General features: G+C 64.3%; 18 protein-coding genes. 9 read left to right on the top strand and 9 right to left on the bottom strand.

Annotated features, from left to right (window positions below; translation table 11 throughout):
- The 6 genes from hutG (at position 1) to ACWGTO_RS21215 (ending at position 15,029) form a co-directional block, all read left to right on the top strand.
- Positions 1 to 813, top strand: coding sequence for an N-formylglutamate deformylase (gene hutG, locus ACWGTO_RS21240; protein WP_454576764.1), 813 nt, complete (start codon positions 1 to 3; stop codon positions 811 to 813).
- A gap of 28 nt (positions 814 to 841) precedes the next feature.
- Complete coding sequence (gene hutU / locus ACWGTO_RS21235) at positions 842 to 2,512, top strand: urocanate hydratase (RefSeq protein WP_454576763.1); 1,671 nt, start codon at positions 842 to 844, stop codon at positions 2,510 to 2,512.
- Positions 2,513 to 2,524: 12 nt separating this feature from the next.
- Entirely contained in the window at positions 2,525 to 3,103 is a 579-nt protein-coding gene (locus ACWGTO_RS21230; RefSeq protein WP_454576762.1) for a HutD/Ves family protein, read from the top strand.
- Between the two features lie 311 nt (positions 3,104 to 3,414).
- Positions 3,415 to 11,994, top strand: coding sequence for a GH36-type glycosyl hydrolase domain-containing protein (locus tag ACWGTO_RS21225; RefSeq protein ID WP_454576761.1), 8,580 nt, complete (start codon positions 3,415 to 3,417; stop codon positions 11,992 to 11,994).
- 343 nt (positions 11,995 to 12,337) lie between these two features.
- A complete protein-coding gene (locus tag ACWGTO_RS21220) occupies positions 12,338 to 14,110 on the top strand; it encodes a glucan ABC transporter ATP-binding protein/ permease (protein ID WP_454576760.1) in 1,773 nt (590 codons plus the stop codon).
- A gap of 166 nt (positions 14,111 to 14,276) precedes the next feature.
- The gene (locus tag ACWGTO_RS21215; RefSeq protein WP_454576759.1) at positions 14,277 to 15,029 is read left to right on the top strand and encodes a heme ABC transporter permease; all 753 of its coding nucleotides are present in this window, start codon (positions 14,277 to 14,279) and stop codon (positions 15,027 to 15,029) included.
- 21 nt (positions 15,030 to 15,050) lie between these two features.
- Here the strand turns inward: ACWGTO_RS21215 and ACWGTO_RS21210 are convergent, their stop codons facing one another.
- The gene (locus ACWGTO_RS21210) at positions 15,051 to 16,109 is read right to left on the bottom strand and encodes a D-TA family PLP-dependent enzyme (RefSeq protein WP_454576758.1); all 1,059 of its coding nucleotides are present in this window, start codon (positions 16,107 to 16,109) and stop codon (positions 15,051 to 15,053) included.
- 143 nt (positions 16,110 to 16,252) lie between these two features.
- On the opposite strand from ACWGTO_RS21210, the gene ACWGTO_RS21205 reads away from it, so the two are divergent.
- Complete coding sequence (locus ACWGTO_RS21205) at positions 16,253 to 16,939, top strand: D-lyxose/D-mannose family sugar isomerase (protein ID WP_454576757.1); 687 nt, start codon at positions 16,253 to 16,255, stop codon at positions 16,937 to 16,939.
- Positions 16,940 to 16,959: 20 nt separating this feature from the next.
- On the opposite strand, the gene ACWGTO_RS21200 is transcribed toward ACWGTO_RS21205, so the two are convergent.
- From ACWGTO_RS21200 to ACWGTO_RS21170, 7 genes are read right to left on the bottom strand one after another with little or no spacing between them, the layout of a single operon-like run.
- Positions 16,960 to 17,310 (bottom strand): hypothetical protein, encoded by a 351-nt coding sequence (locus ACWGTO_RS21200; RefSeq protein ID WP_454576756.1) that lies wholly within the window; start codon positions 17,308 to 17,310, stop codon positions 16,960 to 16,962.
- 13 nt (positions 17,311 to 17,323) lie between these two features.
- Positions 17,324 to 18,190 (bottom strand): RDD family protein, encoded by an 867-nt coding sequence (locus ACWGTO_RS21195; protein WP_454576755.1) that lies wholly within the window; start codon positions 18,188 to 18,190, stop codon positions 17,324 to 17,326.
- On the bottom strand, positions 18,177 to 19,196 hold the full coding sequence (locus ACWGTO_RS21190; protein ID WP_454576754.1) for a stage II sporulation protein M: 1,020 nt from the start codon (positions 19,194 to 19,196) through the stop codon (positions 18,177 to 18,179). Before ACWGTO_RS21190 ends, ACWGTO_RS21195 begins: the two co-directional genes overlap by 14 nt.
- Positions 19,193 to 20,503, bottom strand: coding sequence for a DUF58 domain-containing protein (locus ACWGTO_RS21185; RefSeq protein WP_454576753.1), 1,311 nt, complete (start codon positions 20,501 to 20,503; stop codon positions 19,193 to 19,195). The genes ACWGTO_RS21190 and ACWGTO_RS21185 overlap by 4 nt, the downstream gene beginning before the upstream one ends.
- Positions 20,500 to 21,456 carry an AAA family ATPase gene (locus ACWGTO_RS21180; RefSeq protein WP_454576752.1) on the bottom strand — a complete coding sequence of 319 codons (957 nt, stop codon included), beginning with the start codon at positions 21,454 to 21,456 and terminating at the stop codon, positions 20,500 to 20,502. The genes ACWGTO_RS21185 and ACWGTO_RS21180 overlap by 4 nt, the downstream gene beginning before the upstream one ends.
- Entirely contained in the window at positions 21,443 to 22,648 is a 1,206-nt protein-coding gene (locus tag ACWGTO_RS21175) for a DUF4350 domain-containing protein (RefSeq protein WP_454576751.1), read from the bottom strand. The genes ACWGTO_RS21180 and ACWGTO_RS21175 overlap by 14 nt, the downstream gene beginning before the upstream one ends.
- The gene (locus ACWGTO_RS21170; protein ID WP_454576750.1) at positions 22,645 to 23,277 is read right to left on the bottom strand and encodes a DUF4129 domain-containing protein; all 633 of its coding nucleotides are present in this window, start codon (positions 23,275 to 23,277) and stop codon (positions 22,645 to 22,647) included. Before ACWGTO_RS21170 ends, ACWGTO_RS21175 begins: the two co-directional genes overlap by 4 nt.
- Positions 23,278 to 23,427: 150 nt before the next feature.
- On the opposite strand from ACWGTO_RS21170, the gene ACWGTO_RS21165 reads away from it, so the two are divergent.
- Both ACWGTO_RS21165 and ACWGTO_RS21160 read left to right on the top strand, forming a co-directional pair.
- Positions 23,428 to 24,210 carry a hypothetical protein gene (locus ACWGTO_RS21165; RefSeq protein ID WP_454576749.1) on the top strand — a complete coding sequence of 261 codons (783 nt, stop codon included), beginning with the start codon at positions 23,428 to 23,430 and terminating at the stop codon, positions 24,208 to 24,210.
- Between the two features lie 63 nt (positions 24,211 to 24,273).
- On the top strand, positions 24,274 to 25,152 hold the full coding sequence (locus tag ACWGTO_RS21160) for a hypothetical protein (protein ID WP_454576748.1): 879 nt from the start codon (positions 24,274 to 24,276) through the stop codon (positions 25,150 to 25,152).
- Positions 25,153 to 25,185: 33 nt separating this feature from the next.
- Here the strand turns inward: ACWGTO_RS21160 and ACWGTO_RS21155 are convergent, their stop codons facing one another.
- On the bottom strand, positions 25,186 to 26,871 hold the full coding sequence (locus ACWGTO_RS21155) for a hypothetical protein (protein WP_454576747.1): 1,686 nt from the start codon (positions 26,869 to 26,871) through the stop codon (positions 25,186 to 25,188).
- Positions 26,872 to 26,933 lie beyond the last annotated feature (62 nt).

Here is a 26,933-nt window from a genome sequence, read left to right as displayed (position 1 = left end):
ATGACCGACTGGCTTACAGTGACGGAAGGCACGGCACCGCTCCTGGTGTCGATCCCGCATACCGGCATCGATCTCGCCGGCCTCGACAACCGGCTGGTCTCGCCCTGGCTCGGCCGCCGCGATTGCGACTGGTGGATCGACAATCTCTACGATTTCGCCGCCGGCCTTGGCGCGACGGTGGTGCACACCTCGATCTCGCGCACCGTCATCGACGTCAATCGCGATCCTTCCGGCGCCTCGCTCTATCCCGGGCAGACGACGACGACGCTTTGCCCGACCGAGACCTTCGACGGGGATCCGCTGTATCTGCCCGGCGCCGAACCGACGCCGTCGGAGATAGACCAGCGCCGCATGGCGTATTTCGTGCCCTACCATGAAATGCTGGCGGCCCAGGCCGTCAGGTTGCGCGGCCTGCACGAAAAAATTGTCATCTACGATTGCCACTCGATCCGGTCGGTACTGCCGCGCCTGTTCTATGGCACGCTGCCGGTCTTCAATCTCGGCACCAATGACGGGCAGACTGCCGATCCGGCGCTGCAGGCGCTGGTCGGCCAGATCATGGCCGAAAGCGGTCAAAGCAACGTCATCAACGGCCGCTTCAAGGGCGGCTGGATCACACGCTACTTCGGCAATCCGCAAGGCGGCTACCATGCGCTGCAGATGGAACTTGCCGATCGCGGCTATTTGCGCGAGCCCGAAGGCAAGGGCGAACCGGACAATTGGCCGGTGCCTTACGATGCCGCGTTTGCCGCGCCGATGCGCGCAACGCTGACGAAAATCCTCCAAACCGCCATTGACTGGGCCGGGCGCTGAGGCGCCGCCTTACTCGAAAGGGACAGTGATGAACAATCCTCGCCACAACATCCGCGAAGTGCGTGCGCCGCGCGGCGACAAGCTCAACGCCAAATACTGGACGACCGAAGCGCCGTTGCGCATGCTGATGAACAATCTGGATCCGGACGTCGCCGAAAACCCCAACGAGCTCGTCGTCTATGGCGGCATCGGCCGGGCCGCGCGCACCTGGAACGATTTCGACAGCATCGTCGCCTCGCTGAAGACGCTCAACGAGGATGAGACGCTGCTGGTCCAGTCCGGCAAGCCGGTCGGCGTTTTCAAAACCCACTCCAACGCCCCGCGCGTGCTCATCGCCAACTCCAACATCGTGCCGCACTGGGCAACCTGGGATAAATTCAACGAGCTCGATAAGAAGGGCCTGATGATGTACGGCCAGATGACGGCCGGCTCATGGATCTATATCGGCACGCAAGGCATCGTGCAGGGCACCTATGAAACCTTCGTCGAGGCCGGCCGCCAGCACTACAACGGCAACCTCAAAGGCAAGTGGATCCTGACCGCCGGTCTCGGCGGCATGGGCGGCGCCCAGCCTCTCGCAGCCGTCATGGCCGGCGCCTGCTGCCTAGCCATCGAATGCAATCCGGACTCCATCGATTTCCGCCTGCGCACCCGCTATGTCGACGAGAAGGCCGAGACGCTCGACGAAGCGATGGCGATGATCGAGCGCTGGACCAAGGCCGGCGAGGCCAAGTCGGTCGGCCTGCTCGGCAATGCGGCCGAGATCGTGCCGGAGATGTTCAAGCGCGGCATCCGCCCCGACATGGTCACCGACCAGACCTCGGCGCACGATCCAGTCAACGGCTACCTGCCCAAGGGCTGGACGATGGCCGAATGGCGCGAGAAGCGCGTCAGCGACCCCAAGGCAGTCGAAAAGGCGGCCCGTGCGTCGATGCGCGAGCATGTCGAGGCGATGGTTGCGTTCTGGAACGCCGGTGTCCCGACGCTCGACTACGGCAACAACATCCGCCAGGTCGCCAAGGACGAAGGGTTTGAAAACGCCTTTGCGTTCCCGGGCTTCGTGCCCGCCTATATCCGCCCGCTGTTCTGCCGCGGCATCGGCCCGTTCCGCTGGGCCGCGCTCTCCGGCGATCCCGAGGACATCTACAAGACCGACGCCAAGGTGCGTGAACTGACCCCCGGCAACACCCATCTGCACAACTGGCTGGACATGGCGCGCGAGCGCATTGCGTTCCAGGGCCTGCCGGCGCGCATCTGCTGGGTCGGCCTCGGCGACCGCCACAGGCTCGGCCTTGCCTTCAACGAGATGGTGGCCAAGGGCGAACTCAAGGCGCCGGTCGTCATCGGCCGCGACCACCTTGATTCCGGCTCGGTCGCTTCGCCAAACCGTGAGACGGAAGCAATGAAGGACGGCTCCGACGCCGTCTCCGACTGGCCGCTGCTCAACGCGCTGCTCAACACCGCGTCCGGCGCCACCTGGGTGTCGCTGCATCACGGCGGCGGCGTCGGCATGGGCTTTTCGCAACATTCCGGCATGGTTATCGTCGCCGATGGCACGGCGGACGCCGCAAAGCGGCTGGAGCGCGTGCTGTGGAACGACCCGGCGACCGGCGTCATGCGCCACGCCGATGCCGGCTACGACATCGCCATTGAGTGCGCGAAAGAGCACCAGCTCAACCTGCCCGGCATATTAGGTTGATTGGCTGGACCGATGCGCATCCTTCGTGCCGCCGATTACCGCGTCATGCCGTGGAAGAATGGCGGCGGCACGACGACCGAGATCGCCGTTTCACCTGACGGCGCCGGGCTTGACGACTTCGACTGGCGCGTCTCGATGGCGCGGGTCGAGGGCGGCGGCCCGTTCTCGGGCTTTGCCGGAGTCGACCGCACGCTGGCCGTGCTGGAAGGCGAGGGCATCGTCCTCGATATTGCCGGCAGGCCACCGGAGCGGCTGACCGGGGCGTCGGCCCCGCTTTCCTTCCCTGCCGACGTGGCGACGCAGGCCACGCTGATCTCCGGTCCGATCACCGACCTCAACGTCATGACCCGCCGCGGGCGGGCAACGCACACGGTCGAGCGCCTGCTGGTGTCGGCGCCAATCGATATCCGCCCGACGACCGCAACGACCCTTATGCTGCCGCTCGACGGCGAGGTCGGCGTGACCGGCCCGACAACCGTCCAATTGGGGCCGCGCGATGCGCTTCTGACAGGCTCGGACGTCGCGGAACTGCGCCTGGAACCGGCGGGGCGGACCACCGTGTTCGTGATCCGGATCGCCAGCCTGGGCTAGCCGCGCCGGCGGCAACGATTAACGCCTGTTGCCAAACATGATCGCAGGCCGGAGAAATCTGGCGTAAGCTGTTGCCTGGATCACGAAAAAGCCTGAATCCTTCCGTCGTTCCACGGCGGACGGGAAGCAGGGGTGCTCGTCCTTGTGTTGTCGAAAGCCCCTCCTTGAAATGTCGAAGGGATAACGCCCCTGGTGTGGTGCGAAGCAAAACTTTCGGCCAGTGTAATCATGCAACCAATTGCATTCGAATCGGTTTTAGGGACATTGCCGTGGCGGTGACGCCGCATCGCGTCCCCCATGCGGAATTTTCAATGAATATCCAGACAAATCCTGCCCATATCGAAAAGACCAGCGCCAGGTTCCCGGTCATTACCGAAGAGCCGATACGCTCTAATTTCCTGCCCGAAGAGCGGCTGCGCGCGCTGGGCGAAAGCCTTGCCAAGGGCGACATCAAGGACCTGTTCGGCCTGGCGCCGTTCGAGTTCCAGGCCCGCATCCGCGACAGCGCCAAGAAGATCCTCGAAGTCTACCGCTCGACCAATGCCGCCCAGGCCAAGGGCGAAACCATCACGCCTGCCGCGCAATGGTTGCTCGACAACAACTATCTGGTCGAAGAGACCATCTTCCAGGTCAAGCGCGACCTGCCGCGCCGTTTCTACCGGCAGTTGCCGACCCTGAAACTGTCCGACGGCGTCGCCGTGCCGCGCGCGCTGGCGCTGGCCTGGAGCTATGTCGCCCATTCCGACAGTTCCGTCTCGGCGACCATGTTCAAATCCATCGTCGAGGGTTTCCAGTCGGTCGAGCCGCTGAAGATCGGCGAGCTCTGGGCGCTGCCGTCGCTGCTGCGCTTCGTGCTGATCGAAAACCTGCGCCGTATCGCCGTGCGTGTCGACCGCACCAGGCAGATGCGCCATATCGCCAACGAGGTCGCCGACCGCGTGCTGGCGACCGACGACAATGCCGACCGCCAGAAAATCCTGTCGAGTTACGGCGCGCATGCCCAGGACACGACCTTCGCCACCCAACTGCTCTACCGCCTGCGCGACGGTTCGCAGAATGCCGGCAGGGCGCTGGAATGGCTGGAGGTCGAGCTCGAGAAGACCGGCTCCGACGCCGAGGAAATCATCATCTCCGAGCATCGCACGCTGTCCGGCGGCAATGTCACCACCGGCAACATCATCCGCGGCCTGCGCCTCATCAACGACGTCGACTGGACTGTGTGGTTCGAGGGTGTCAGCCGCATCGACACGCTGCTGCGCGAGCGCACCGATTTCGCCGCGCTCGACTTCTTTTCGCGCGACCAGTACCGCACATCGATCGAACAGCTGGCGCGCCGCTCCGACCTGTCCGAATTCCGCGTCGCCGAAAAGGCGATCGAGCTTGCCAGCCATGTGCCCGGCGTTACCGATGCGTCCGGCGTGCCGGATGAAGCTGCCGATCCCGCCATGCATACCGATGTCGGTTTCTTCCTCGTCGGGCCGCGCCGGCCGGACCTGGAAAAGGCAATCGGTTACCGGCCGCCTTTCTATGTGACCTTCAAGCGAGCCTTCACCGCCACGGGCTGGCTGGGCATCGTGGCTCCGGTCTTCCTGCTGACGATGCTGCTGCTGGTGCTCTCAGGCAATGCGCTTGCCCATCTCGGCCTGTCGGTTCCCTCGATCACGTTGATGCTGGCGCTGTTTGCGGTACCCGCCAGCGAGGGCGCACTCGCCTTCTTCAACACCGTCGTTTCGCTGTTCCTGAAGCCGACACGGCTGGTCGGCTATGACTACAAGCACGGCATTCCGGCCGCGGCGCGCACGCTGGTCGTGGTTCCCTCGCTGATCGGCTCGCGCGACGATGTCGAGGAAAACATCCGCAACATCGAGGTGCATCACCTCGCCAATACGGCGGATGAAATCCATTTCGCGCTGCTGTCCGACTGGCCGGACTCCAAGACCGAGATCGACGCCGCCGACATCGAAATCCTGCAATATGCACGCGACGAGATCGCCAGGCTCAATGCCCGCTACCCCTCGGAGGGCGCGCCGCGTTTTTATATCCTGCATCGGCGCCGGCTCTACAACCAGGCGCAAGGCGCGTGGATGGGCTGGGAGCGCAAGCGCGGCAAGCTGCACGAGCTGAACCTTCTCCTGCGCGGCGACAGCGACACCACCTTCCTGCCGCTCGACGTGCCGCTGCCGGAAAAGGTCCTATACGTCATGACGCTGGACGCCGACACGCGCACCACGCGCGACGCCGTGTCGTCGTTGGTCGGCAAGCTCGCCCATCCGCTCAACCGCCCGCATTTCGACGCGGCAAAGCGTGTCGTCACCGCCGGCTACACCATCTTGCAGCCGCGCATCACGGCCTCGCTCACCAGTGGCGACGACGCCTCGTTCTTCCAGCGCGTCTTTTCGGCCAACAGCGGTCTCGACCCTTACGTCTTTGCCGTGTCCGATCTCTACCAGGACGTCTTCAGCGACGGCTCCTTCACTGGCAAGGGCCTCTATCATGTCGACGCTTTCGAGGCGGCGCTGAAGGGCCGCATCGAGGAAAACACCGTCCTCAGCCATGATCTGCTCGAAGGCGCGCTGGCGCGTGCCGCGCTCGTCACCGACGTCGAACTGGTCGAGGACTATCCGACCCGCTATTCGGTCGACGCCTCGCGCCATCACCGCTGGGCGCGGGGCGACTGGCAGCTGCTGCGCTTCATCTTCTCGCCGCGTTCCGGCGTGCCGGCGCTGTCGCGCTGGAAGATGGTCGACAATCTGCGCCGTTCGCTGACCCCGATCTTCTGGGTGATGGCGGCGATCGCCGGCTGGACGCTGCTGCCCTTCACGCAGGCCGCGCAGTGGCAGGCGCTTTTGATCCTATCGCTGTTCATGGCGCCGACTTTCGATGTGATCAACGGCATCCTGCCCAAGAGCGGCGACCAAACGCCACGCGGCCATTTCTCGGCGCTGGCGCGCGACACCGTCTTCGGCACGGCGCTCGTGGCGCTGAAAGTGCTGTTGATGGCGCACAACGCCTGGATGATGGGCGACGCCATCGTGCGCACGCTATATCGCCTGTTCGTCAGCCGCCAGAACCTTCTGGAATGGCGCACGGCGTCGCAGGCGCACAAGGGGGGCGACAACGATCTCGGCTCCTATTACAGCATGATGTACGGCGCCGTGATCATCGGCGTCGTCGGTCTTGCGATTCCCGTGCTGGCCGATTCCACCGGCGCCTTCGTCGCCTTCTTCTTCGCGCTGTTCTGGATCGGCTCGCCGGCGGTGGCCTGCTGGATCAGCCGCTCGGCCGAGACCGAGGACCGCCTGCGCATCTCGCAGGCCGACATCCACACGCTGCGCACCGTGGCGCGCCGCACCTGGCACTATTTCGAAACCTTCGTCACGGCCGAGCATCACAATCTGCCGCCCGACAATTTCCAGGAGAGCCCGGCGCCGGTGGTGGCGCCGCGGACATCGCCGACCAATATCGGCGTCTATCTCCTGTCTGTGGTCTCGGCGCGGGATTTCGGCTGGATAGCGCTCTCCGACGCCATCACCCGCATCGATGCGACGATGACCACCATCGAGAGCATGCCGCGCAACCGCGGCCATCTCTTCAACTGGTACGACACCACGACGCTGAAGCCGCTCTATCCGTTGTATATTTCGGCCGTCGACAGCGGCAACCTCGCCGGACATCTGGTCGCGGTCGCGGCTGCCTGCGCCGAATGGGCCGAAGCCCCGTCCGTGCATCTGCAGGGCGATTTCGAAGGCGTCCTCGACACGGTGACGATCCTTGACGAGAGCCTCGAGGAATTGCCTGACGACCGCCGTCAGCTCAGGCCGCTGCGCCAGCGGCTGGCCGACCGTCTCGACGGTATGCGGCGCGCCGTGATGACCATCAAGGCGCAGCCGGAGATGGCCTCGATCCGCACCATCAATCTGGCCGTGCTTGCCGGCGAAATCCGCAAGCTCGCCACCGCTATCCATACCGAAGCGGGATCGCAGCGCAGCGACGTGATCGCCGATTGGGCAGCGCGGCTGGAAGCGACCTGCGAAGCGCATGTGCATGACTCCCACAGCGACGAGAACGCTGTCGAAGCCTTGCGCGCCAAGCTGCTGGCGCTGCGCGAACGCTGCCGCCGTTACGCCTTCGAGATGGATTTCTCCTTCCTGATGCGGCAGGAGCGCAAGCTGCTCTCGATCGGCTACCGTGTCGAGGAACATCAACTCGACGAAAGCTGCTACGATCTGCTGGCGTCCGAGGCGCGGCTGACCAGCCTGTTTGCCATCGCCAAGGGCGACCTGCCGACCGAGCACTGGTTCCGGCTCGGACGACCCATTGTCGAGATCGGCTTTCAGGGTGCGCTGATGTCCTGGTCGGGCTCGATGTTCGAGTATCTGATGCCGCCGCTGGTGATGAAGGAGCCGCAAGGCTCGATCCTCAACCAGACCAGCAAGCTGATCATCAAGCGCCAGATCCAGTATGCCCGCTCGAAGAACGTGCCATGGGGCATTTCGGAAGCGGCCTACAACGCCCGTGACCGCGAACTGACCTACCAGTACACCAATTTCGGTGTGCCCGGACTTGGGCTGAAGCGCGGTCTTGGCCAGAACACCGTGATCGCGCCTTACGCCACGATCCTCGCAGCACAGTTCACACCGCGCGAATCCGTGCAGAATCTGGTCAGGCTGCGTTCGATCGGCGCGCTGGGAAGGCACGGCTTTTATGACGCCGTCGATTTCACGCCGCAGCGGGTGCCGGAAGGCACCGACCACGCCGTGGTGCTGAACTACATGGCCCACCATTCCGGCATGTCGATCGCCGCCGTTGCCGACGCCATCTTCGAAGGCCGGCTGCGCGACCGCTTCCACAGCGACCCGGTGATTGAATCAGCCGAACTCCTGCTGCAGGAGAGGGCGCCGCGCGACATCCCGACCGCCACCGTCAGGACCGAGGCCGACGAGCGCTCCAAGGACGAGACCGAGACCGAGAGCCCGGACTCCCGCATCATTCTCGACCCGGCAAGGGCGTTGCGCTCGACCAATGTCATGTCCAACGGCCGCTATTCGGTCATGGTCTCCGCCACCGGCTCCGGCTACAGCCGCTGGGGCGAACTCGCCGTGACCCGCTGGCAGCCGGACCCGACCGAGGACCGGCTCGGCTCCTACATCTTCCTCAGGGATGCCGGCACCGGCGACTGGTGGTCGGCGACCGCAGAACCAAAGCAGGCGACCGGCGAGAGAGTGCAGACGCTGTTTTCCGACGACAAGGCCAGCTTCGTCAAAGCGGTTGGATCGCTGCGTTCCGAGGTCGAGTGCATCGTCATCTCGGAAGGCAATGGCGAGGGACGGCGCGTCACGCTCTACAATGACGGCGCCACCGATCGGCACATCGAGGTGACCTCATTCGCCGAGCTGGTGCTGGGCAATGAGGCCTCGGACAATGCCCATCCGGCGTTCTCGAAAATGTTCATCGAGACCGAGATCGCTGCCAATAACGGCGCCATCTTTGCCAGCAGGCGCAAGCGCGACAAGAACGAACCTGATGTCACCATGGTGCATTTCGTCACCGATCCGTCGGGATTGGCGCGCGATGCCGAAGCCGAAACCGACCGCCGCGCTTTCATCGGCCGCGGCCGCACCATCGCCGAGGCCGCAGCTTTCGATCCCGGCGCCAAGCTCGGTGGTCACCATGGCTTCACGCTCGATCCGGTCGCGGCGCTGCGCCGGCAGGTGCGGGTTCCGGCCAACAAGAAGATCTCATTGACCTTCTGGACCGCCGTCGGCGCCAACCGCGCCGAACTGGACGAAGCCATTGCCAGGCTCGACCATCCCGAAAGCTTTGCCCGCCAGGCGATGCTCGCCTGGACCCGTAGCCAGGTGCAGACCCGCCACCTTGGTCTGAGCCTGACCGACGCCGCCAATGTCCAGAAGCTGGCACGCTATCTGATCTATCCCGATCCGTTCCTGCGCCTGCCGGCCGAATCCATCGCCTCGGGGCTGGGCAAGCAGTCCAGCCTGTGGCCGACCAGCATCTCCGGCGATTTCCCGATCTTCCTGGTCAGGATCGGCGACGTCGCCGACCTCGAGATCGTCGCCCAGGCGCTGCGCTTCCAGGAGTATATGCGCGCCCGCGGCATGATGATCGACTTCGTCGTCGTCAACGAGCAGGCGTCGTCCTATGTGCAGGATCTGCAGCGCGCGGTCGAGACGCTGTGCGAAAACAGCCGCCTGCGCGGCAAGGAGCTCGGGCCACGCCAGCACATCTTCGCGGTCCGCCGCGACCTGATGGATGAGTCGACCTACAAGACGTTGCTGGCGGTTGCCCGCGTCGTGCTGCACACCCGCAATGGCACCATCTTCGACCAGATCGAGCGCGCCGAGGGGGCAGCCTTGCAGGCTCGCGATGCCTTGCAGCCGGCAGGTGCTGCGACCCTTCGCGAGACCTCTCTGCCAGTGCCGGTGGCGCCCGCTTACCATGCTGCGTCCGACAGCAGTGCCGACGGCAGCGGGCTTAGCCAATGGAACGGCTTCGGCGGTTTCGAAGGCGATGGCCGCCACTACGTCACCCGCCTTGCCGGCCGGCGCACGACGCCGCAACCCTGGATCAACGTCGTCTCCAACGCCTCGTTCGGCTTCCATGTCTCGGCCGAAGGCGCTGCCTTCACCTGGAGCCGCAACAGCCGTGACTACCAGCTGACGCCATGGTCGAACGATCCGGTCACCAACCGGCCGGGCGAGGGCGTCTATATCTACGACCATGCCAGCGGCAAGGCGTTCTCGCCGCTCGCCGCCGTGGTGCGCGAACCCTCCATGACTTACGAGACATGGCACGGCCAGGGCTTTTCGACGTTCCGGTCGAAGCGGGGTCCGCTGTCGATGGATCTGACGCATGTGGTCGATCCGACCGATCCGGTGAAGATCACGCGGCTGCGCATCCAGAACTCGGGCTCGGCGCCGGCGCGGCTGCGCGTCTATGCCTATGCCGAATGGGTTCTCGGCAGCCATCGCTCGAGCACGGCGGCGACCATCATTCCGTCGAGGGATTCAGCGACCGGGGCGCTTCTGGCGCAAAACCCCTACGGGCTCGATTTCGGCGACCGGGTGGCCTTCCTGGCCGCCACCGGTCCGGTACATTCGGTGACGGCCGACCGCGGCGAGTTCATCGGCAGGCAAGGCACCAGCGCCTTTCCGCATGCCGTCGTCAGCGGCGCCGGCCTGTCGGGCCGCGTGGAGGCGGGAGACGATCCCTGCGCTGCCCTCGCCAGCGACATCGAAATTCCCGCCGGCGGCGATGTCACGCTCGTCTGGCTGCTTGGCGATGCCGCCACGCCCGCCGAGGCGAGTGCGCTGGTGCATACCCATTCGGGCAAGGATTTCGACCAGCGGCTGGCCGACAATGAACGCGTCTGGCGCGGCTTCCTCGACACCATCCAGGTCGAGACGCCGGACAAGGCGCTCGACGCAATGGTCAATCACTGGCTGCCCTATCAGAGCCTGGCCTGCCGCATCCGCGCCCGCTCGGCCTTCTATCAGGCAAGCGGCGCCTTCGGCTTCCGCGACCAGTTGCAGGACACGCTGGCCTTGCTGGCGCATGACCCGAAACTGGCGCGAGACCAGATACTCAACGCGGCGCGCCGGCAATTCCCAGAAGGCGACGTTCAGCATTGGTGGCTGCCGCGCACCGACGCCGGCGTGCGCACCATGATCTCCGACGACGTGGTCTGGCTGGCGCACGCCACCAACCGCTACATCGAAGTGACCGGCGATGCGGGGATCCTCAAGGAGCAACTGCCATTCATCGACGGGCAGGTGCTGGGCGAGGGCGAGCACGACGCTTTCTTCACCCCTGAAGTATCCAAGACTCATGCCTCGCTCTACGATCATTGCGCGCGCGCGCTCGACCTTGCGGTCAAGCGCAGCAGTCCGGCCGGGCTGCCGCTGATCCTCGGCGGTGACTGGAACGACGGCATGAACCGGGTGGGCGAAGCCGGCAAGGGCGAGAGCGTATGGCTCGGCTGGTTCCTGCTGAAGACGCTGGGCGACTTTGCTGCTGTCGCCAAGGGGCAAAGCGACACCAAGCGGGCGCAGGCCTGGCTGAAGCACGCTGACGTGCTGAAGCGGGCGCTGGAAAGCAGCGCCTGGGATGGCCAGTGGTACCGGCGCGGCAGCTACGATGACGGCACGCCGCTCGGCTCGCACAATTCGAACGAGTGCAAGATCGACTCCATTGCCCAGTCGTGGAGCGTGCTCTCCGGCGAGGGTGACCCGGCGCGCTCGACCACTGCCATGCAGCAGGCGACGAACCTGCTCGTCGACGACAAGCTCAAGATCGTCAAGCTGTTCACCCCGGCCTTCCAGAACACGGAAAAGGATCCCGGCTACATCAAGAGCTACCCGCCGGGCGTGCGCGAGAACGGCGGCCAGTACACCCATGCGGCGACCTGGTTCGTCATCGCACTGGCCGAAATGGGCCGTACCGACGATGCCTATCGTTGCTTCTCGATGCTGAACCCGGTCAACCACGCGCTCGACGATGCATCGGCCGAGCACTACCGGGTCGAGCCCTACGTCGTCGCCGCCGACATCTATTCCGGCGAAGGCAAGGGCGGTCGCGGTGGCTGGACCTGGTATACGGGGTCGGCCGGATGGCTCTACCGCGCTGCTGTTGAAGGCATTCTGGGCATTGAGCGGCGCGGCAAGCAGATCACGTTCCGGCCGAAACTGCCGAGACATTGGGACGGCTATTCGGCGACGCTCAAGATGCTGGGAGCAGAGATCAAGGTTCGTGTCATCCGCGACAAAAAAGCCAAGTCCATCGCGCTCGAAGTCAATGGAACGAAGACAAAGTCGTCGGGTTTTGAACCGAAAGCCGGCGAAAAGACCGAAGTAGTCGTCAAGATACCGGCATAACATCAATGACTTGAAGCTTTTGGCGCGCGTCCTGAGGGGCGCGCGTTTCTATTTGGTTATGCGTGCGGCGCAAAGCAGCTCCGCTTCTTATGTATTGGCGTTGCCGGCGGTGATTGATTAAAAATGTGGCAGTGCCGAGCACGTGCCATGATTTTGCCGCAAGGCTGACATTTCACCTTTTATCTCAAACCGTTAGGTGATCACGGCAGATTTCGCAACGTCGTCATCTTTTGTTCGCAGATTGGGAACGGAAGAGATAGACGGGCATTGTTTTGCGACCCGTTAACCGGTACGTGTCAAGAAATGGTGCACTGCACAATGAATGTTTGGCGGAGTAGCTGAAGTGTCACTTCTGCAAATCTACTGGAGAGCGCTGGGTTATCTGGCTGCCGACAAGAAGCGCGTTGCGCTGATCTGCGGAGCCAACGTTGCGCTCGCGGCGATTGCAATCGTCGAGCCGATCCTGTTGGGTCGCGTGATTGGCGCAATCTCGGAAAAGGGCGCGGTGTTTTCGACACTCGCCGTCTGGGCAGCTCTGGGCGCCTTCAACGTCGTCGCCTTCGTATTGGTAGCGCGCGGCGCCGACCGTTTTGCCCACAAGCGGCGCAGCGAAGTGCTGTGCCAGTCCTTCGAGCGCGTGATCACCATGCCGCTTGCCTGGCATCACCAGCGCGGCACGTCCAATTCGCTGCACACGCTGCTGCGCGCTGTCGAGACCCTGTTCAGCCTGTGGCTTGAATTCATGCGCGTGCATCTGTCGACGGCCATCGCGCTGGTGCTGCTGGTGCCGACCGCAATCGCCATGGACATCCGGATGTCGCTCGTGCTGCTTTGCCTCGGCGTGCTTTACGTTGCCATCGGGCGTATCGTCATGCGCCACACCAAGGCGGGCCAGACCGCCGTCGAGCGCCACTACCACACGGTTTTTGCCCACGTGTCCGACTCGGTCAGCAATGTCGCCGTGCTGCAGAGCTACAACCGCATCGGCCATGAGACCGCGACGTTGAAGCGGTACGTCAAGGATCTGCTCGACGCGCAGAACCCTGTGCTCGACTGGTGGGCGATCGCCAACGCACTGAACCGCCTGTCGTCCACGATATCGATGATGATCGTGCTGTCGATTGGCGCCTATCTCGTCACCCGTGGCCAGCTCCGCGTGGGCGATGTCGTTGCCTTCACCGGCTTTGCCGGAATGCTGATTGCCCGTCTTGACCAGGTGTCGGCCTTCACCACTCAGATTTCCGAGGCGAGGGCCAAGCTGGAGGACTTCTACCGCCTTGAAGACTCCGCTGCCGAAACAGCGGAGCCGGATGGCTTGCGCGAGCTGGCCAATGTCACCGGCCATGTCCGGTTCGAGAATGTCAACTTCGAGTTCGGCAATTCCGGTCACGGCATCGACGACGTATCGTTCGAGGTCCAGGCTGGCCAGACGGTTGCCATCGTCGGCCCGACCGGCGCCGGCAAGACGACGCTTATCAACCTTCTGCAGCGCGTTTTCACGCCGTCCAGCGGCCGTATCCTGATCGACGGTATCGACACCCGCACGGTGACCCGCAAGTCGCTGCGCCACTCGATCGCCACCGTCTTCCAAGATGCCGGCCTACTCAACCGTTCGATCGAGGACAACATCCGTGTCGGTCGCGCCGAGGCCAGCTACGACGAAATCCACGCTGCGGCTAATGCCGCTGCGGCGCAGGATTTCATCCTGTCCAAGAGCGGCGGATATGACACCGTCGTCGGCGAGCGCGGCGGCCAGCTTTCGGGCGGCGAACGCCAGCGTATCGCTATTGCCCGCGCCGTTCTGAAAAATGCGCCGATCCTGGTGCTCGACGAAGCGACCAGCGCGCTCGACGTCGAGACCGAAGACCGCGTCAAGGAAGCCATCGACGAGCTGCGGCGCAACCGAACCACCTTCATCATCGCCCATCGCCTGACCACTGTTCGCGACGCCGACCTGGTCGTGTTCATGGACAAGGGCAAGGTGGTCGAGATGGGCGGCTTCGCCGAACTGTCGCTGCGCAACGGCCGTTTCGCCAGCCTGCTGCGCGCCGGCGGCCTGCTCAACGACGAGGAAGTCCGCCGCCTCAGCCGCACTGTGAATATCGAAGCGGCGTAAGCTTTTACCTCCCCCTGTGGGAAGGTCGGACCGAAGGTCCGGGTGGGGTAGTGCCCCACCGCCCCCGCCCCGCCGCTTCGCAGCGACCCTTCCCGCAAGGGGAGGGTGAAGAGCCTGCGACACTCCTCCAATTGCTCCCGACCCATTGCCGGTCTATTTAGACCGTATGAGCGACACTTCCTCACGCCTGACCGGCTGGGCCGACCTCGCCAACCCGACACGCTTTGTCGGGCTGGCCGACAGGCTGGTGCCGTGGCTGGCCGCCATCGCGGCGATCCTGCTTGCCGTCGGGCTCTATATGAGCTTTGCCGCGCCCGAGGATTACCAGCAGGGCAGCACCGTGCGCATCATGTACATCCACGTGCCTTTCGCCTGGCTCGCCATGATGTGCTACACGGTGATGGCTGTCGCCGCGCTCGGCACGCTGGTCTGGCGCCATCCGCTGGCAGACGTTGCGCTCAAATCGGCCGCCCCGATCGGCGCAACTTTTACCGCGCTTGCGCTGATCACCGGCTCCATCTGGGGCAAGCCGATGTGGGGCACCTGGTGGGTTTGGGATGCGCGCCTGACGTCCGTCTTCGTGCTCTTCCTGATGTATCTCGGAATCATCGCGCTGACGCGTGCACTGGATGACGCCAGCCGCGCCGCCTGGGCTGCCGCCATCATCACGCTGGTCGGCTTCATCAACATCCCGATCATCAAATTCTCGGTCGACTGGTGGAACACGCTGCACCAGCCGGCTTCGGTGTTCCGGCTCGGCGGGCCGACCATCGATCCCAGCCTGCTGTGGCCGCTGCTGGTGATGGCGCTCGGCTTCACCGTGCTGTTCTTCGCGCTGCATCTGACGGCGATGCGTACCGAAATCCGCCGCCGCCGAGTGATTGCCATGCGCAGGGTAGCGGCGCGGCAGGCTAACTGACGCCCGTCACGCGCCCAGGCTTCAGCCCATCCGCCCCCGCGCCACGACAGGCAGTGTTTCCAGCACCTTGTCGCCGTCGATCAGATGCACCTGGTCGAACAGGTTCGTCACCACGCAGCAATGATCCGGCACCACACGCACGCGCTCGCCGATGCGCAGGCTCGCGCCATTCGCGAGCGTGACCGTGCCGTGCTCTTCGCTCAGGCCGGTGACGCGCGCGCCGGGCATACCGAGCAACTCGCCAAACTCGGGCAATCCGAGCGTGTCGCTGGACAGCGCCTTGCTGCCGCTGTCCAGAATGGCGCGGGTCGGCGTTGGGTGGCTGACGACCGTGGCGAGCACGGTCAACGCGCAATCGTCGAGCGTGCCGACGCCTTTGGCGACCTGGTAGCGGTCGAGATAGATGTAGGTGCCGGGGCGGTATTCGGTAACCACGCTGTCCTCGCCCGAGCGCCACATGTCAGGCGTGCCGCCGCTGGAGATGCGTTCGCAGGCGAGACCCGACGCTGCCAGCACCTGCTTGGCGCCGGCAAGCCAGGATTCGGCCTCGGCGGCGCGGCCGGCCGCCGGGTAGGTCATCAGTCCGCCGAAGGTGAGCCCCTTGGCCTGATCGATCATTTTCGCCAGCGCCAAAGCCTGGGCGGCGCTCTGCACGCCGCAACGGCCCATGCCGGTGTCGCATTCGACCAGAACGGGCAGGGGATGGCCGGCATCGGTGAAAGTAGCGGCGAGCCCCTCCAGCGTCTCGTGACTGTCGGCCGTGACCGACAGGGTGACGCGGCCATGCAGCGCCTTGAGGCGCTCCAGCTTGGCGCGGCCTAAAATGTTGTAGGGCAGAAAAATGTCGGAGAGACCGGCATCGGCCATCACCTCGGCCTCGCCGATCTTCTGGCAAGTGATGCCGACCGCTCCCGCAGCCACCTGCGTCTTCGCCCAATAGGGCAGCTTGTGCGTCTTGATGTGCGGCCTGAGTTTCAGCCCGTGGCGGTCGGCATGCGCCTGCGCTTTGATGATGTTGGCTTCGGCGCGGGCCGCATCGATCAGGATCGCCGGCGTATCGAGGTCGTCTATGCCTTGCATGAATGTCACCTTGGGAAATTTGGCTGGACTTATGGCCCCGATCCGCACGGATGTCATGGGGCCAGCGTGCAGTTTGCGTCGACACCGCGGCGCTGTTCGGCTATGCGCTTCGGGCAGGAACGCGACGCCAAGGGATCACGACCATGAAACGCTCCACCGTCAACGACATCATCCGCGATGCCGACGCCTTCATCCGTTCGTTCGGCTACATCATGCCGCCCTTCGCCTACTGGTCGCCCGAAGAGATGAGGGCGCGCAAGGCTGACTCCGCCGCCATTTTCACCTCGCGGCTCGGCTGGGACATCACCGATTACGGCCAGGAGAAATTCGACGAGCTCGGCCTGTTCCTGTTCACCGTGCGCAACGGCGTCTACGCCGACATGAAGAAGGGCATGGGCATGCTCTATGCCGAGAAGATCATGATCTCGCGCAAGGACCAGCTGTCGCCGATGCACCGCCACAACATCAAGGCCGAGGACATCATCAACCGCGGCGGCGGCAAGCTGGTGCTCGAACTGTTCATGCACGATCGCGACGGCGGCATCGATCCGAAGGCCGAAGTGTCGGTGCCGGTCGACGGCACCATCCACAGGCTGCCGGCAGGCGGGCTCCTGAAGCTCGACCCGGGCCAGAGCGTGACGCTGATGCCCGGCGTCTGGCACGCCTTCTGGGCCGAGGGCAAGGATGTGCTGATCGGCGAGGTCTCGACCGTCAATGACGATTTGACCGACAACGTCTTCCGCGAGCCGATCGGCCGCTTCTCCAACATCGACGAGGACGTCGCTCCGGTGCACCTGCTGGTGTCCGACTATGAGAAGTGGGTGGGGTAGGCGGGCTCCGGGAAAACGCTCTAGTCATCCCAGTTCAGCTGCTGATGGAACGTCCAGATACTGATTGTGCTGTCGTCCCGATCGCTCGTGCTGTGCAGCGTCAGGACAATATCCACGGTGGGCGGCGCTTTGATCATGACTGTAATCAGGCGCGTCCCGTCAGGCGCGATGCCTGCGGCTGAGTTCATTTTCCAATTTCCACCGTCTTCCTGAAGCCGCCGGGAAGAGTCTGCGAATTGCTCCATCATCGATGCATCATTGGAAAATGGTGTATCGGTGAGCTTACTGAATTCGGTCCATGAGCCCGAGATTGCGGCCTGAAGGGCGCGTTCAATCCTGACCTCTTCCGCTTCACTAAGTTGAGCCGGCATCCCGAACCCCGATCTACCGCTGATACTTATCCGCCTTGCGTGTTCCCAGCAGAAGCTTCCGTTCGAGCTGGGCCCGCAGCTCGCCATAATAGGCGGTGAGGAAGGCCCTAGAATCGACCGGCTCGATCGTCATGCCGATCTTGCGCCCGATCGTCCCGGCCACGGCCTTCAGCGCGAAATAGTCGTCGCGGCGCAACACCTCTTCCAGCTTGTGCAGCTCGGCGATGCCATAGGCGTCGAGCTGCGCCTGGGTGAAGCGGAAGCTTCGTGCGGTGGTGTTTTGCCGTTGCGAGAGGTCCTCGACCAGCGCCAGTTTCGGCGCTTCGACCACCCAGGTTCCGGCCAAAAGGTCGCCGATCCGCATGCGGTCGCGGTTGAACAGCGGGAAGAGCGCAAAAAGCAGCGCCCAGACCAGTCCGAAGATCGTCGACAGCGTGTCGGCGAGCCCCATCTCGCTGCGGCCGAGGATGATCGACAGCGGCAGGAAGATCTCGATCTCGCGCATCAGATTGCGGGCGATGACCTGATCGACCGACAGGCCGGCGCCGCTGCGCGACGCCACCCGGATACCGAGCATGCGCTTGCCTGGCGTGGCGGCCCGGCGGCCGGCCTCGAAGGCGATGAAATAGGCGTTGCGCAGGAAGAAGATCAGGATGATCCAGACGATGAACAGCGGCTGCGCGCCTTCGCCGTTGAGGCCGGCAAGCCCGAACAGCGCGACGATCGAGATCACGATTGCAGTGACGATGATGATGACAAAGTCGAGCAGGAAGGCGGCGGCGCGGGTGCCGGCATCGGCGAGCCTGATCCGGAGATCGACGCCTTCCGGCGTGATCAGCGGCCGTATCGTCGAGACGGCAGCGCGCCTAGCGGTCGCCATGCCGCACCACCCTGAACAAATAGAAATAGCAGAGCCATAGCGTCAGCATGCCGCCGCCAATGGCATAGCGTGTCACTTCGCTGGTTATCACCTGCCTGCCGATGCCTTCGAGCAGGCCGGCAACCAAAAGCATGATCGTCACCCCGACCATGGCGGTTGCCGCCACTCGCCCGGCATTGGCCGCTGCCGTCATCCGGGTCAATTCGCCGGGAAAGGCTGTGCGCGTGCCGATGCGCATGCCGGCAGCGCCCGCCAAGGCGATTGCCAACATCTCGGTGGTGCCGTGGATGGACAGCCATCCGCCCAGCTCCATGCCGAGCCCCTTGCCGACGTAAATCTGGAACATCGCGCCGAGCAGGCAGCCATTCATCAGGATCAAGAGCACGCTCGGCACCGCAAAGGCAAAGCCGAGGGCGAAGGCCAGGATCGCCACCTGCACGTTGTGCGTGAAAAGATAGGCGGCGAAGCCCGACAGGAAGTTGCTGTCGGCGCCGTCGTAAAGCACCTGCCGCAGCACTTCGGCCGATGCGTCCGGGTTGCGCCCGCCGGCCAGGCTTGGCGGAATGATCGCGTCGTACCAGCCCTTGTCTTTCGTCACCAGCCAGTAGCCGGCGCCGAAGCCGACGAAGGTCAGGACGACCGACAGCACCGTCTCGCGCCACAAATCGCGAATGGCATGCGGCCAGTCATGCAGCAAGAAATCGCCGATGCGCTGCCGCAAGCTGCGGCGTGCGCCGTAGAGGTAGAAGTAGCCACGCAGGCAGAGCGCTTCGAGATAGCTGACCAGCGCATTGTCGAGCGACGTCGCCCGCGCCACCGACAGCGACGACAGCGCCGAGCGGTAGAGCAGCGGCAGCGACAGCAACTCGTCTTCCGACAATGTCCGCGGCGCGCGTTTCTCGACCCGGGCGAGTAGCGCCTCGAACGCCTTCCAGTCGGCCTCGCGCTCCGAACGAAAGCTCGCCAGCGACTGGCGCACGGCATCCTTGCCGACCACCGCGTTCACAACAAATCCTCCCGCTTGAGCTCGAGATAGCGCTCGACCAGCGCCGGTCCGAGCCTTTGATGGTCGGCTTCGATGACATGCGCGCCGAGCAGCCTGAGCTTGCCGATGACGACCTGCCTTTCGCGCAGCAGCCCGCCGGCGACGACCGAGCGCGCCACGTCCTCTGGTGTGTCCGGCGGCATGTCGGCCAGTGTCTCCAGTTCGACATCCTTCATCATCATGAACAGGACCAGATGCCGTTCGGTGAGCCGGCCGACGGTGCGCAGCATCAGTTCGGCGCTGATCGGATCGACGAAGTCGGTGAAGATGATCACCAGCGAACGCCGGTCGAGCCGCGCCGCCAGCGTCGTCAGCGCCAGGGTGAAATTGGTTTCTTCGGTGGAATAGTCGATCTCGGCCGCCCGCTTCTGGATCATGGCGAAACTGGCGGAGCCGCGCACGGCGCCGCTGGAAACGCGCGGTCGCGCATCGAAGCCGAACAGGCTGACCATGTCGCCGCCCTTCAGCGCAATGAACGCCGACAGCAAGGCGGCGGTGACGGCGCGGTCGACCTTCGGCACGCCGTCGACGGGCTCGCACATCAGCCGGCCGCTATCGATGGCCAGCACGATGTTGTTGTTCTCCTCGATGCGGAATTCGCGCGCCAGAAGCCGGCCGTGGCGGGCGCTGCGCTTCCAGTCGATCATGCGCCGGCCCATGCCGGGCTGGTAGTCCTTGAGCGCCTCGAATTCGCGGCCCTGGCCGGCACGCCGTTGCGCATGGCCGTCGGGCAGCGACTGGCGCTGCAGAAGCGTGATCGCCTCGTCGCGGGCGCTGCTGACGTCGGGCAGCACCGCGACCTGGCTCGCCATCGGCAGCACGACCTGGTTCCAGACCAGCCCGAACGGCCCGCGCCAGCGCACCCACAGGCGATCGAACCTGGCCATGCCGCGCCGCAAGGTCTGGAATTTGAGGTCGAGCGATGCGCTGCCGGCCTTTGCGGTCAACGAGCCGCCGGTGCCGCCCATCGGCGCCAGCCGCTCATCATGGCCGAGCCGCGCCTGCACCGCGCGCGGCCGTCCGCTGAGCCTGGCGGTGACATTGACGGTGAACTGGCCGCCGACGCTGACTTGCGGCGGCGCATGGATGGTGGCGTCCAGGGAGGCTCGTCCGCGTCCGGCGGCCGCGTCCACCGCCAGGAAGGCAAGCAGCACGCAGATCCACAGCAGGCCAAGATACCACAGCGACGGCAGCGCGAGCGCGATCAGAAAGGCCGGTATTGCCCCTGCTGCACCTGCCCAGACTGCCCGGCCGCTCGGATAGATCAACGTGGCGCTTCCGTCTGGTCGACAAGGTCGGTCACGATCTGCTCGACCAGACGGCCGTCGATCTGCGCCGCCGGCGAAAGGACCACGCGATGACGCAACGCCGGCACCGCAAGCGCCTTGACGTCATCGGGGATCACATAGGCACGCCCGTCGAGCGCTGCCCGGGCGCGCGCCGCCCTGGCCAGCATGGCGCCCGCGCGAGGGCTGGCGCCAACCTCGAGATCGGGGCTGGCGCGCGTGGCCCGTACCAGCCTTGCGATATAGTCGACGACATCGTCGACCAGCGTGACCTCGCCGACGGTCGCCAACGCCTTTTCCAGCGTCTTGCGGTCGGCTTGAGCGGTGATGCCGTATTGCTTGATATCGTGCGAGGCGGTGCCGCCGCCGTGATGGATGATGATCGCCTTTTCCTCTTGCGCGTCGGGATAGCTCACCCGGTGCTTGAACAGGAAGCGATCGAGCTGGGCCTCCGGCAGGGGATAGACGCCCTGGTGTTCGATCGGGTTCTGCGTCGCCACCACCATGAAGTTCTGGCCGAGCGAATGGGTGGTGCCGTCGAAGGTGACGGCATGCTCCTGCATCGCCTCAAGCAGGGCGGCCTGAGTCTTGGGCGGCGTCCGGTTGATTTCGTCCGCTAGCAGCAGATCGCAAAAGATCGGACCGTGCGTGAGCGTGAATTGCCCGGTCTGGAAATTGTAGATGTTGGAGCCGACGATGTCGCCGGGCATCAGGTCGGGCGTGAACTGGATGCGGCCATAGGCGACGCCAAGCGCCTGGGCGAAGCAGCGCGCCGTCATCGTCTTGGCCGTACCCGGCGGTCCCTCGAGCAATATATGCCCGCCGGCGAACAATGCGGTCAGCATCAGATCGACCGTATCGTGTTGCCCGGTGATGGCCTTGGCCACCTCTTCCCTGATCTGTGTCGCCAGGGCCTTTACATCATCGACGTTCACCGAGCCTCCTTGCCGTCCAGTCGTGCAGCTTTTCGGCTGCCTCATGCATTTGTGTCAGGGTCTTTGCCGCGTCGGCGGCCTTCAGGCGGGTCGTGAAACCGCCGGTTTCGTCCTTATCGCGGGAATCGAGCCAGCGGTCGAGCGCTTCGCCCTGCAAACCATGCGGCGCGCCGAGCAGTGCACCGGCGCGCACCCGCGCCAGCGCGCCATAGCGGTCGCCCAGTTCTTCCAGACGCCCGGCGCGGCGCAACAGCATCGCCGTGGTGTCGACCAGCGCGCGCTTGCCGAAGGCGATCGCACGCTGGTCGGCGCGCGGTGGGCCGAACCGGCCAAGGCCATGCAGGAACGCAAGTGCCGCCGCCGCGAGGATGGTCAGGGTCAACGCCAGGAAGGGCGGTTCGACCAGCAGCTTCGCGAGGTCGTATTTCCGCCCGAAGCCATGCAGCGTCAGGTCGAACATCACCGGACCCTCTTCGGACTGCAGGAACTCGATCAGCTTGAGCGCTGCCGCCGCCTTGTCGGGATCCTTGAGCGCGGCATTGTTGATCAGGTCAGGGTCAGTCAGAATGTAGAACCGCTCGTCTTCCACCTCGGTCAGCACCGCCTTGCCGTTGCCGGCGGCCATCAGCGGATGCTCATCGGCTACCCATTGCAATTGTTCGGGAACGTTGACCATCTGCCCCGAGACGTCGAGTTGCTTGACCGTCGTCTCGCCCTGGCCGAGTTTGGCCTTGGTGATCCGGCCGAGCCAGTCGTTCACGACGACGTCCGGCAGCCGCTCGATCTTCATCTCCCAGCCCTCATGCTGGAACAGCGGCAAGGTCGCCCATTTGGGCAGCACGAACAGCGTATCCATGCCCTTGCGAAGCTTGACGATGTTGGCAAGCGCATCGGGGTCGCTGTCGGGCGAGATGGTGACGATCAGCAGCATTTCGGTCTCAAGGTCGCCGTCGGACCGTGCCATATCGGGCGCATCGCCGGTCAGCGTCAGCCATTCGACCAGGCCGGCATAGCCGATGCCGCTCTTCGACAACGGCGTTGCGCCGCCGACGTTCGGCTGACGGAAGTCGGGGGCATAGGTGGACAACAGGAAGAAGCCCGCCGCCGCAAGCAAGCTGGCAAAAATGCCCCAGAACAGCGTCCTTCGGCTGAACGGTTCCTGCTCGGCGATGTCGGTGGTCGAAGCGCTCACACCCAGGCATCCCTGAAGACGAAACGCTCATAGGCGCCGCGCGCCTCACGCCAGCCCTCGGGTCCGACCGGCCGGCGCGCGAACAGCGCCGCTTCGACGATGCGCGCGATCTGGGTGAAGGCGCCGCGCGCCCGCGTCGGGATCGAAGCAGCATTGGCGATGTCGCGCGCGGTCAGCGACGGACGCAGGAAGTCGGGCAGGCGGCTGGCAATGTCGGCGACGCTGCGGCGAAGCAGGAGATGCACCGCCTCGTCATACTCGCCGCGGGCGGCCAGCGCATCGGCTTCCGACAACAGGATCTGCGCGGCACCGACGTCGGGACGCCATGTCGCTTCCGCCTCGGTCACGCTCTTCTTGCGCCGCCAGGGCAGGCGCCAGGCAACGCCTTGCACCTCGAGCAAGATGAGCAACAGGATGATCGCAGCGCCTGTGATCACAGCACCCCAGAACAGGTAGATCATGTAGGGGCCAAGCCATTTCAGGAACTCGCCAAACGGCTTCAGCCACTCGGGGGGCTGGGGCTGCACATAGGCCGGCAGGTCGAACTGGATCGTTCCATCCGACAGCAACTGCTTGTGCAGTTTGGCCAGCCATTCGGCTTGCGCAGCGTCCGGCTGTGCAGCTGTCACCTCTTCGCCCCCATGCAACCTGCGGTTCGCGCGCCGACACTGACAATGCAGCGCAACATTTGCAAGTGGGCTGGACGAGCGTCGTTAAACTTGGCAAATTTACTGCTGCGGTAGCCGGACAATATTCGGCGACGAAACAGGGGGCGCATCATGACTTCGGCAACATTTGCACGGCCTGAGAAATTTCAGATCGGCAGGGTCTTCAACAACTGCTTCGCCGTCATCGGCCGTAACATCGTCCTTACCGGCGGATTGGCCTTGCTGTTTTCAGGCCTGCCCACGATCATCCTCCAACTCTGGACCAACTCGCGCATGGAGGCGCTGCTCCAGGCCGATCCGGGCGCCGCGGCCGATCCGAGCTTTGCGCTGCGCAATTCCTGGGTCACTTTTGTCGCCATCTTCATAAGCGCTATTTTCGGGTTGCTGCTCCAGTCGGCGCTTGTGCGGGCCACCATCGAGGATCTCAATGGCAAGCGTCCAAACATCGGCGACTGTCTCCAGATCGCCATTCGCTTCCTGCTGCCGACCTTGGGGATAGGTTTCCTCGTCTCGCTCGCATCGGGCCTGGCCATGATCGCCCTGGTCGTGCCCGGCATCATCCTGTGGCTCGGATGGTCGGTTTCGGTGCCGGTTCTGATCCAGGAGCGGCTCGGCGTGTTCGGCTCCATGTCGCGCAGCCGCGCCCTGACCAAAGGCAGCCGCTGGGCGCTGTTTGGCCTGTTCCTCGTCCTGATCATCATCGCCATGGTCATCCAGGGGGCGGTTGGCGTGGTTGTCTACCTGTTTCACGGCATTGTCGCGGCCATCGTGGCCGGGCTGGTGCAGAGCGTGATGTCGATGCTGCTGTCGGTCGCCGCCGCGGTCAGCTATGTCGAGCTGCGCCAAGTCAAGGAAGGCACCAGCGTCGACGAACTGGCGGAGATATTCTCGTAGCGACAAGGCTTGGCGCCGCCTTGGCCCGATCGGGCCAAGGCGTTTGTCAGGGCAGGGGGCATCGTGACGTCACTGGCGCAGCAACGACCGGAAAAATTCCGCATCGGCAGGGTCTTCAGCAACAGCTTTGCGGTCATCGGCCGCAATCTGGGCTTTCTCGCCGTGGTGGTCGGGCTATTCTCGGCCCTTCCGGCACTGCTCTACAACATCTGGAACCTCTCCCAGGTTGCTGCGATGCTCGATCCAGGCATTGCGGGGGGGGCCGCTGCTTTCGAAACGGCGGCTGCCGAGAATTATTCGACCGTGTCGCTGATTGCCGGCGCGATCATCTTCACCTTGGCTTTGCTGGTGCAGGCGGCGCTGGTGAGGGCGACCATCGAGGATCTGAACGGCAAGCGGCCGGCAGTCGGCGACTGCATGCAGATAGCGTTGCGCAGCTTCCTGCCGACACTCGGCATCGGCATCCTCGTCATCCTCGCCCTGGTGGTGGCTGTTTTCGTGATGGCGTTCATCGGCTGGCTCATTCCGATTGCCGGATTGCTGATCGGGCTGGGGCTGGCGTTGATTCCAGCCCTTATGTGGCTGCTCTCCGTCTCTGTATCCGTGCCGATAGCGGTTCAGGAGAGGCTTGGCGTCTTCGGTTCGATTTCGCGCAGCCGGGCCCTGACCAAGGGAAGCCGCTGGTCGATTTTCTGGCTGCTGCTGATCGTCGGTGTGGCGGCGATTCTTCTGCAGATAGTATTCTCCGTGCTGTTTGGGGTGGTTATCGCCACCACCGGCAGCATAACGAGTGCCGGGGTGATTGTCGGGGCCATCGGCAGCAGCCTGGTGTCGACCATCTTCTCGACGGTGCTGTCGGTGACGATTGCAGTCACCTATGTCGAACTGCGCCAGGTCAAGGAAGGCACCAGCGTCGACGAGCTGGCGGAGATATTCTCGTAGACGCCGCCGTCAGCCGCTTGGGCCGACCGTATGTCAATGACAGCATCCTTGTCCTGACTGCATACTCGTCCGGCAGAGGCATGACGAGGTGATCGGCACGTCCGCCCTGGCAAGTGCTGAGGCAAGCTTGGCCTGCAGCCCCGGCAGCTCCAGGCTCTCGCCGCGCCACTTCAGGCACTCGACCAGCCCGTGCAATGCCCAGACATTGTCCGGGTGCTGGGCGCAACGCTGCACCTTGCCGCTGAGGCCCAGATCGTCGCGATAGACCTGTTCGGCCTCGCCGGCGTGGCCCTGGTCGAGCAGCAGCGCCGCCAGCGCATGGCGGGGCGGGTGCATCCAGGCCCACGGCTCGGTGTAGGACAGATTGTCGTCGAGCTCGACCGCCTGCCGCAGATGCCCGTAGGCCTCGTCATGCCGGCCCTGATGATAGGCGAGTTCGCCGTCGAGCAGCGCCGCACCAACGGCCAGCGAGGCCCGCGTCGGGTTGCTGAGGAAGCGCCGCTCCGGCGGGATGGCCTCGACATGCCTGCAAAAATTTTCGCGCTCGCGGTCGGCGGCCGCAAATTGCTTGAACGTGGCGTGCGCGACGCCCTTGGCGTAGTGCTGCATGGCGGTGGTCAGCACGTGGAGTTCCGGCTCTGCCACCATCGGCTCGTCGATGATCTCCTGCCAGTGGCCGAAGCGCACCTGCACATGCGCGCGCATGGCGTGATAGCCCTCCACGGTTTGCGTGAGCTTTGGCCGGTCGGGGATGGCGACCACGTCGCGCGCGACCAGGCTGCGGACCTTGTTGGCGGCCCACAACGCCGGCTGATACTGGCCCAGAAACATGCAGGTGAACATCATCAGGTGCAGATCGTGGCAGCAGCCGAGCAGATAGTAGGTCGTCTCGGCCGCATAGGCGAGATAAAGGTCGTTGGCGCGCACCGCCTTTTCGCTGGCGAGCTTTGCTTTCTCATAGTCGCCGCACAGCACATGGATATGCCCCGGCATGTGGTTCATGTGGCCGGCATCGGGGCACATGGTTCCAAGCAATTCCGCCGAGCGGACACCGCGTTCCGGCTGCGTCGACATTTCCAAGAGATGGATATGCAGATGCAGGATCGCCGGATGGGGCGCCGTGCCGGCTTCGTCAGACAGCCGGATCGAGCGCTCGCAAACCTCGAGCGCCTCCAGCACATCCGAATTGGGCGCCGGCCTGCCGGTCTTCAAATCCCACAGCCGCCTGACCGTGCGCATCATCAGCGCCTCGACGGTAAGCGCCATCACATCATGATCGTCGGGAAAGTCGCGATAAACCTGCCGCATCGCGGCGGCATAGGCATTGTCCCATTGTTCGAATTCCGCTGGGCTCACGCCATACGGTTGCTGGAAGCGGGCGGCCAAAGCCTCGATCAGCCGCTGCTCGACGGGGCTGGCATTGGCCGCATTGGCGCGTGCCAACTGCACATGATCGAAGCAGCGCTTGGCCGCGCGGTTCGCCTCGTCCTTGCCATGCTCTTTCCAGGTCAGATTGTAAAAAGGCCCGGCGGCATAGGCGATGCCCCAATGGACGAAGGCGCAATCAGGATCCGATACCAGCGCCTTCTCGAAGCACTTTATGCCTTCCTCATGGTTGAAGCCGTAGCACCAGTTCAGCCCGATATCGAACCAGCGCTGCGTCTCGGCCGAGGATGTGGAGATGGGGCGGCGATAGGTGCCGAGGTCGAAGTGATCCATGCCTGATTGGTTCTCGCTGAGCCGAAGGTCGGTCAGGCGCAATCTGTGCCGAAATTCATGCA

Source organism: Mesorhizobium sp. PL10, assembly GCF_053714315.1.
This window is presented reverse-complemented; position numbering and strand designations above follow the sequence as displayed.

Coding starts and splice junctions, on each gene's coding strand:
- hutG (WP_454576764.1), top strand. CDS start 1: ATGACCGACTGGCTTACAGTGACGGAAGGCACGGCACCGCTCCTGGTG.
- hutU (WP_454576763.1), top strand. CDS start 842: ATGAACAATCCTCGCCACAACATCCGCGAAGTGCGTGCGCCGCGCGGC.
- ACWGTO_RS21230 (WP_454576762.1), top strand. CDS start 2,525: ATGCGCATCCTTCGTGCCGCCGATTACCGCGTCATGCCGTGGAAGAAT.
- ACWGTO_RS21225 (WP_454576761.1), top strand. CDS start 3,415: ATGAATATCCAGACAAATCCTGCCCATATCGAAAAGACCAGCGCCAGG.
- ACWGTO_RS21215 (WP_454576759.1), top strand. CDS start 14,277: ATGAGCGACACTTCCTCACGCCTGACCGGCTGGGCCGACCTCGCCAAC.
- ACWGTO_RS21210 (WP_454576758.1), bottom strand. CDS start 16,109: ATGCAAGGCATAGACGACCTCGATACGCCGGCGATCCTGATCGATGCG.
- ACWGTO_RS21205 (WP_454576757.1), top strand. CDS start 16,253: ATGAAACGCTCCACCGTCAACGACATCATCCGCGATGCCGACGCCTTC.
- ACWGTO_RS21200 (WP_454576756.1), bottom strand. CDS start 17,310: ATGCCGGCTCAACTTAGTGAAGCGGAAGAGGTCAGGATTGAACGCGCC.
- ACWGTO_RS21195 (WP_454576755.1), bottom strand. CDS start 18,190: ATGGCGACCGCTAGGCGCGCTGCCGTCTCGACGATACGGCCGCTGATC.
- ACWGTO_RS21165 (WP_454576749.1), top strand. CDS start 23,428: ATGACTTCGGCAACATTTGCACGGCCTGAGAAATTTCAGATCGGCAGG.
- ACWGTO_RS21155 (WP_454576747.1), bottom strand. CDS start 26,871: ATGGATCACTTCGACCTCGGCACCTATCGCCGCCCCATCTCCACATCC.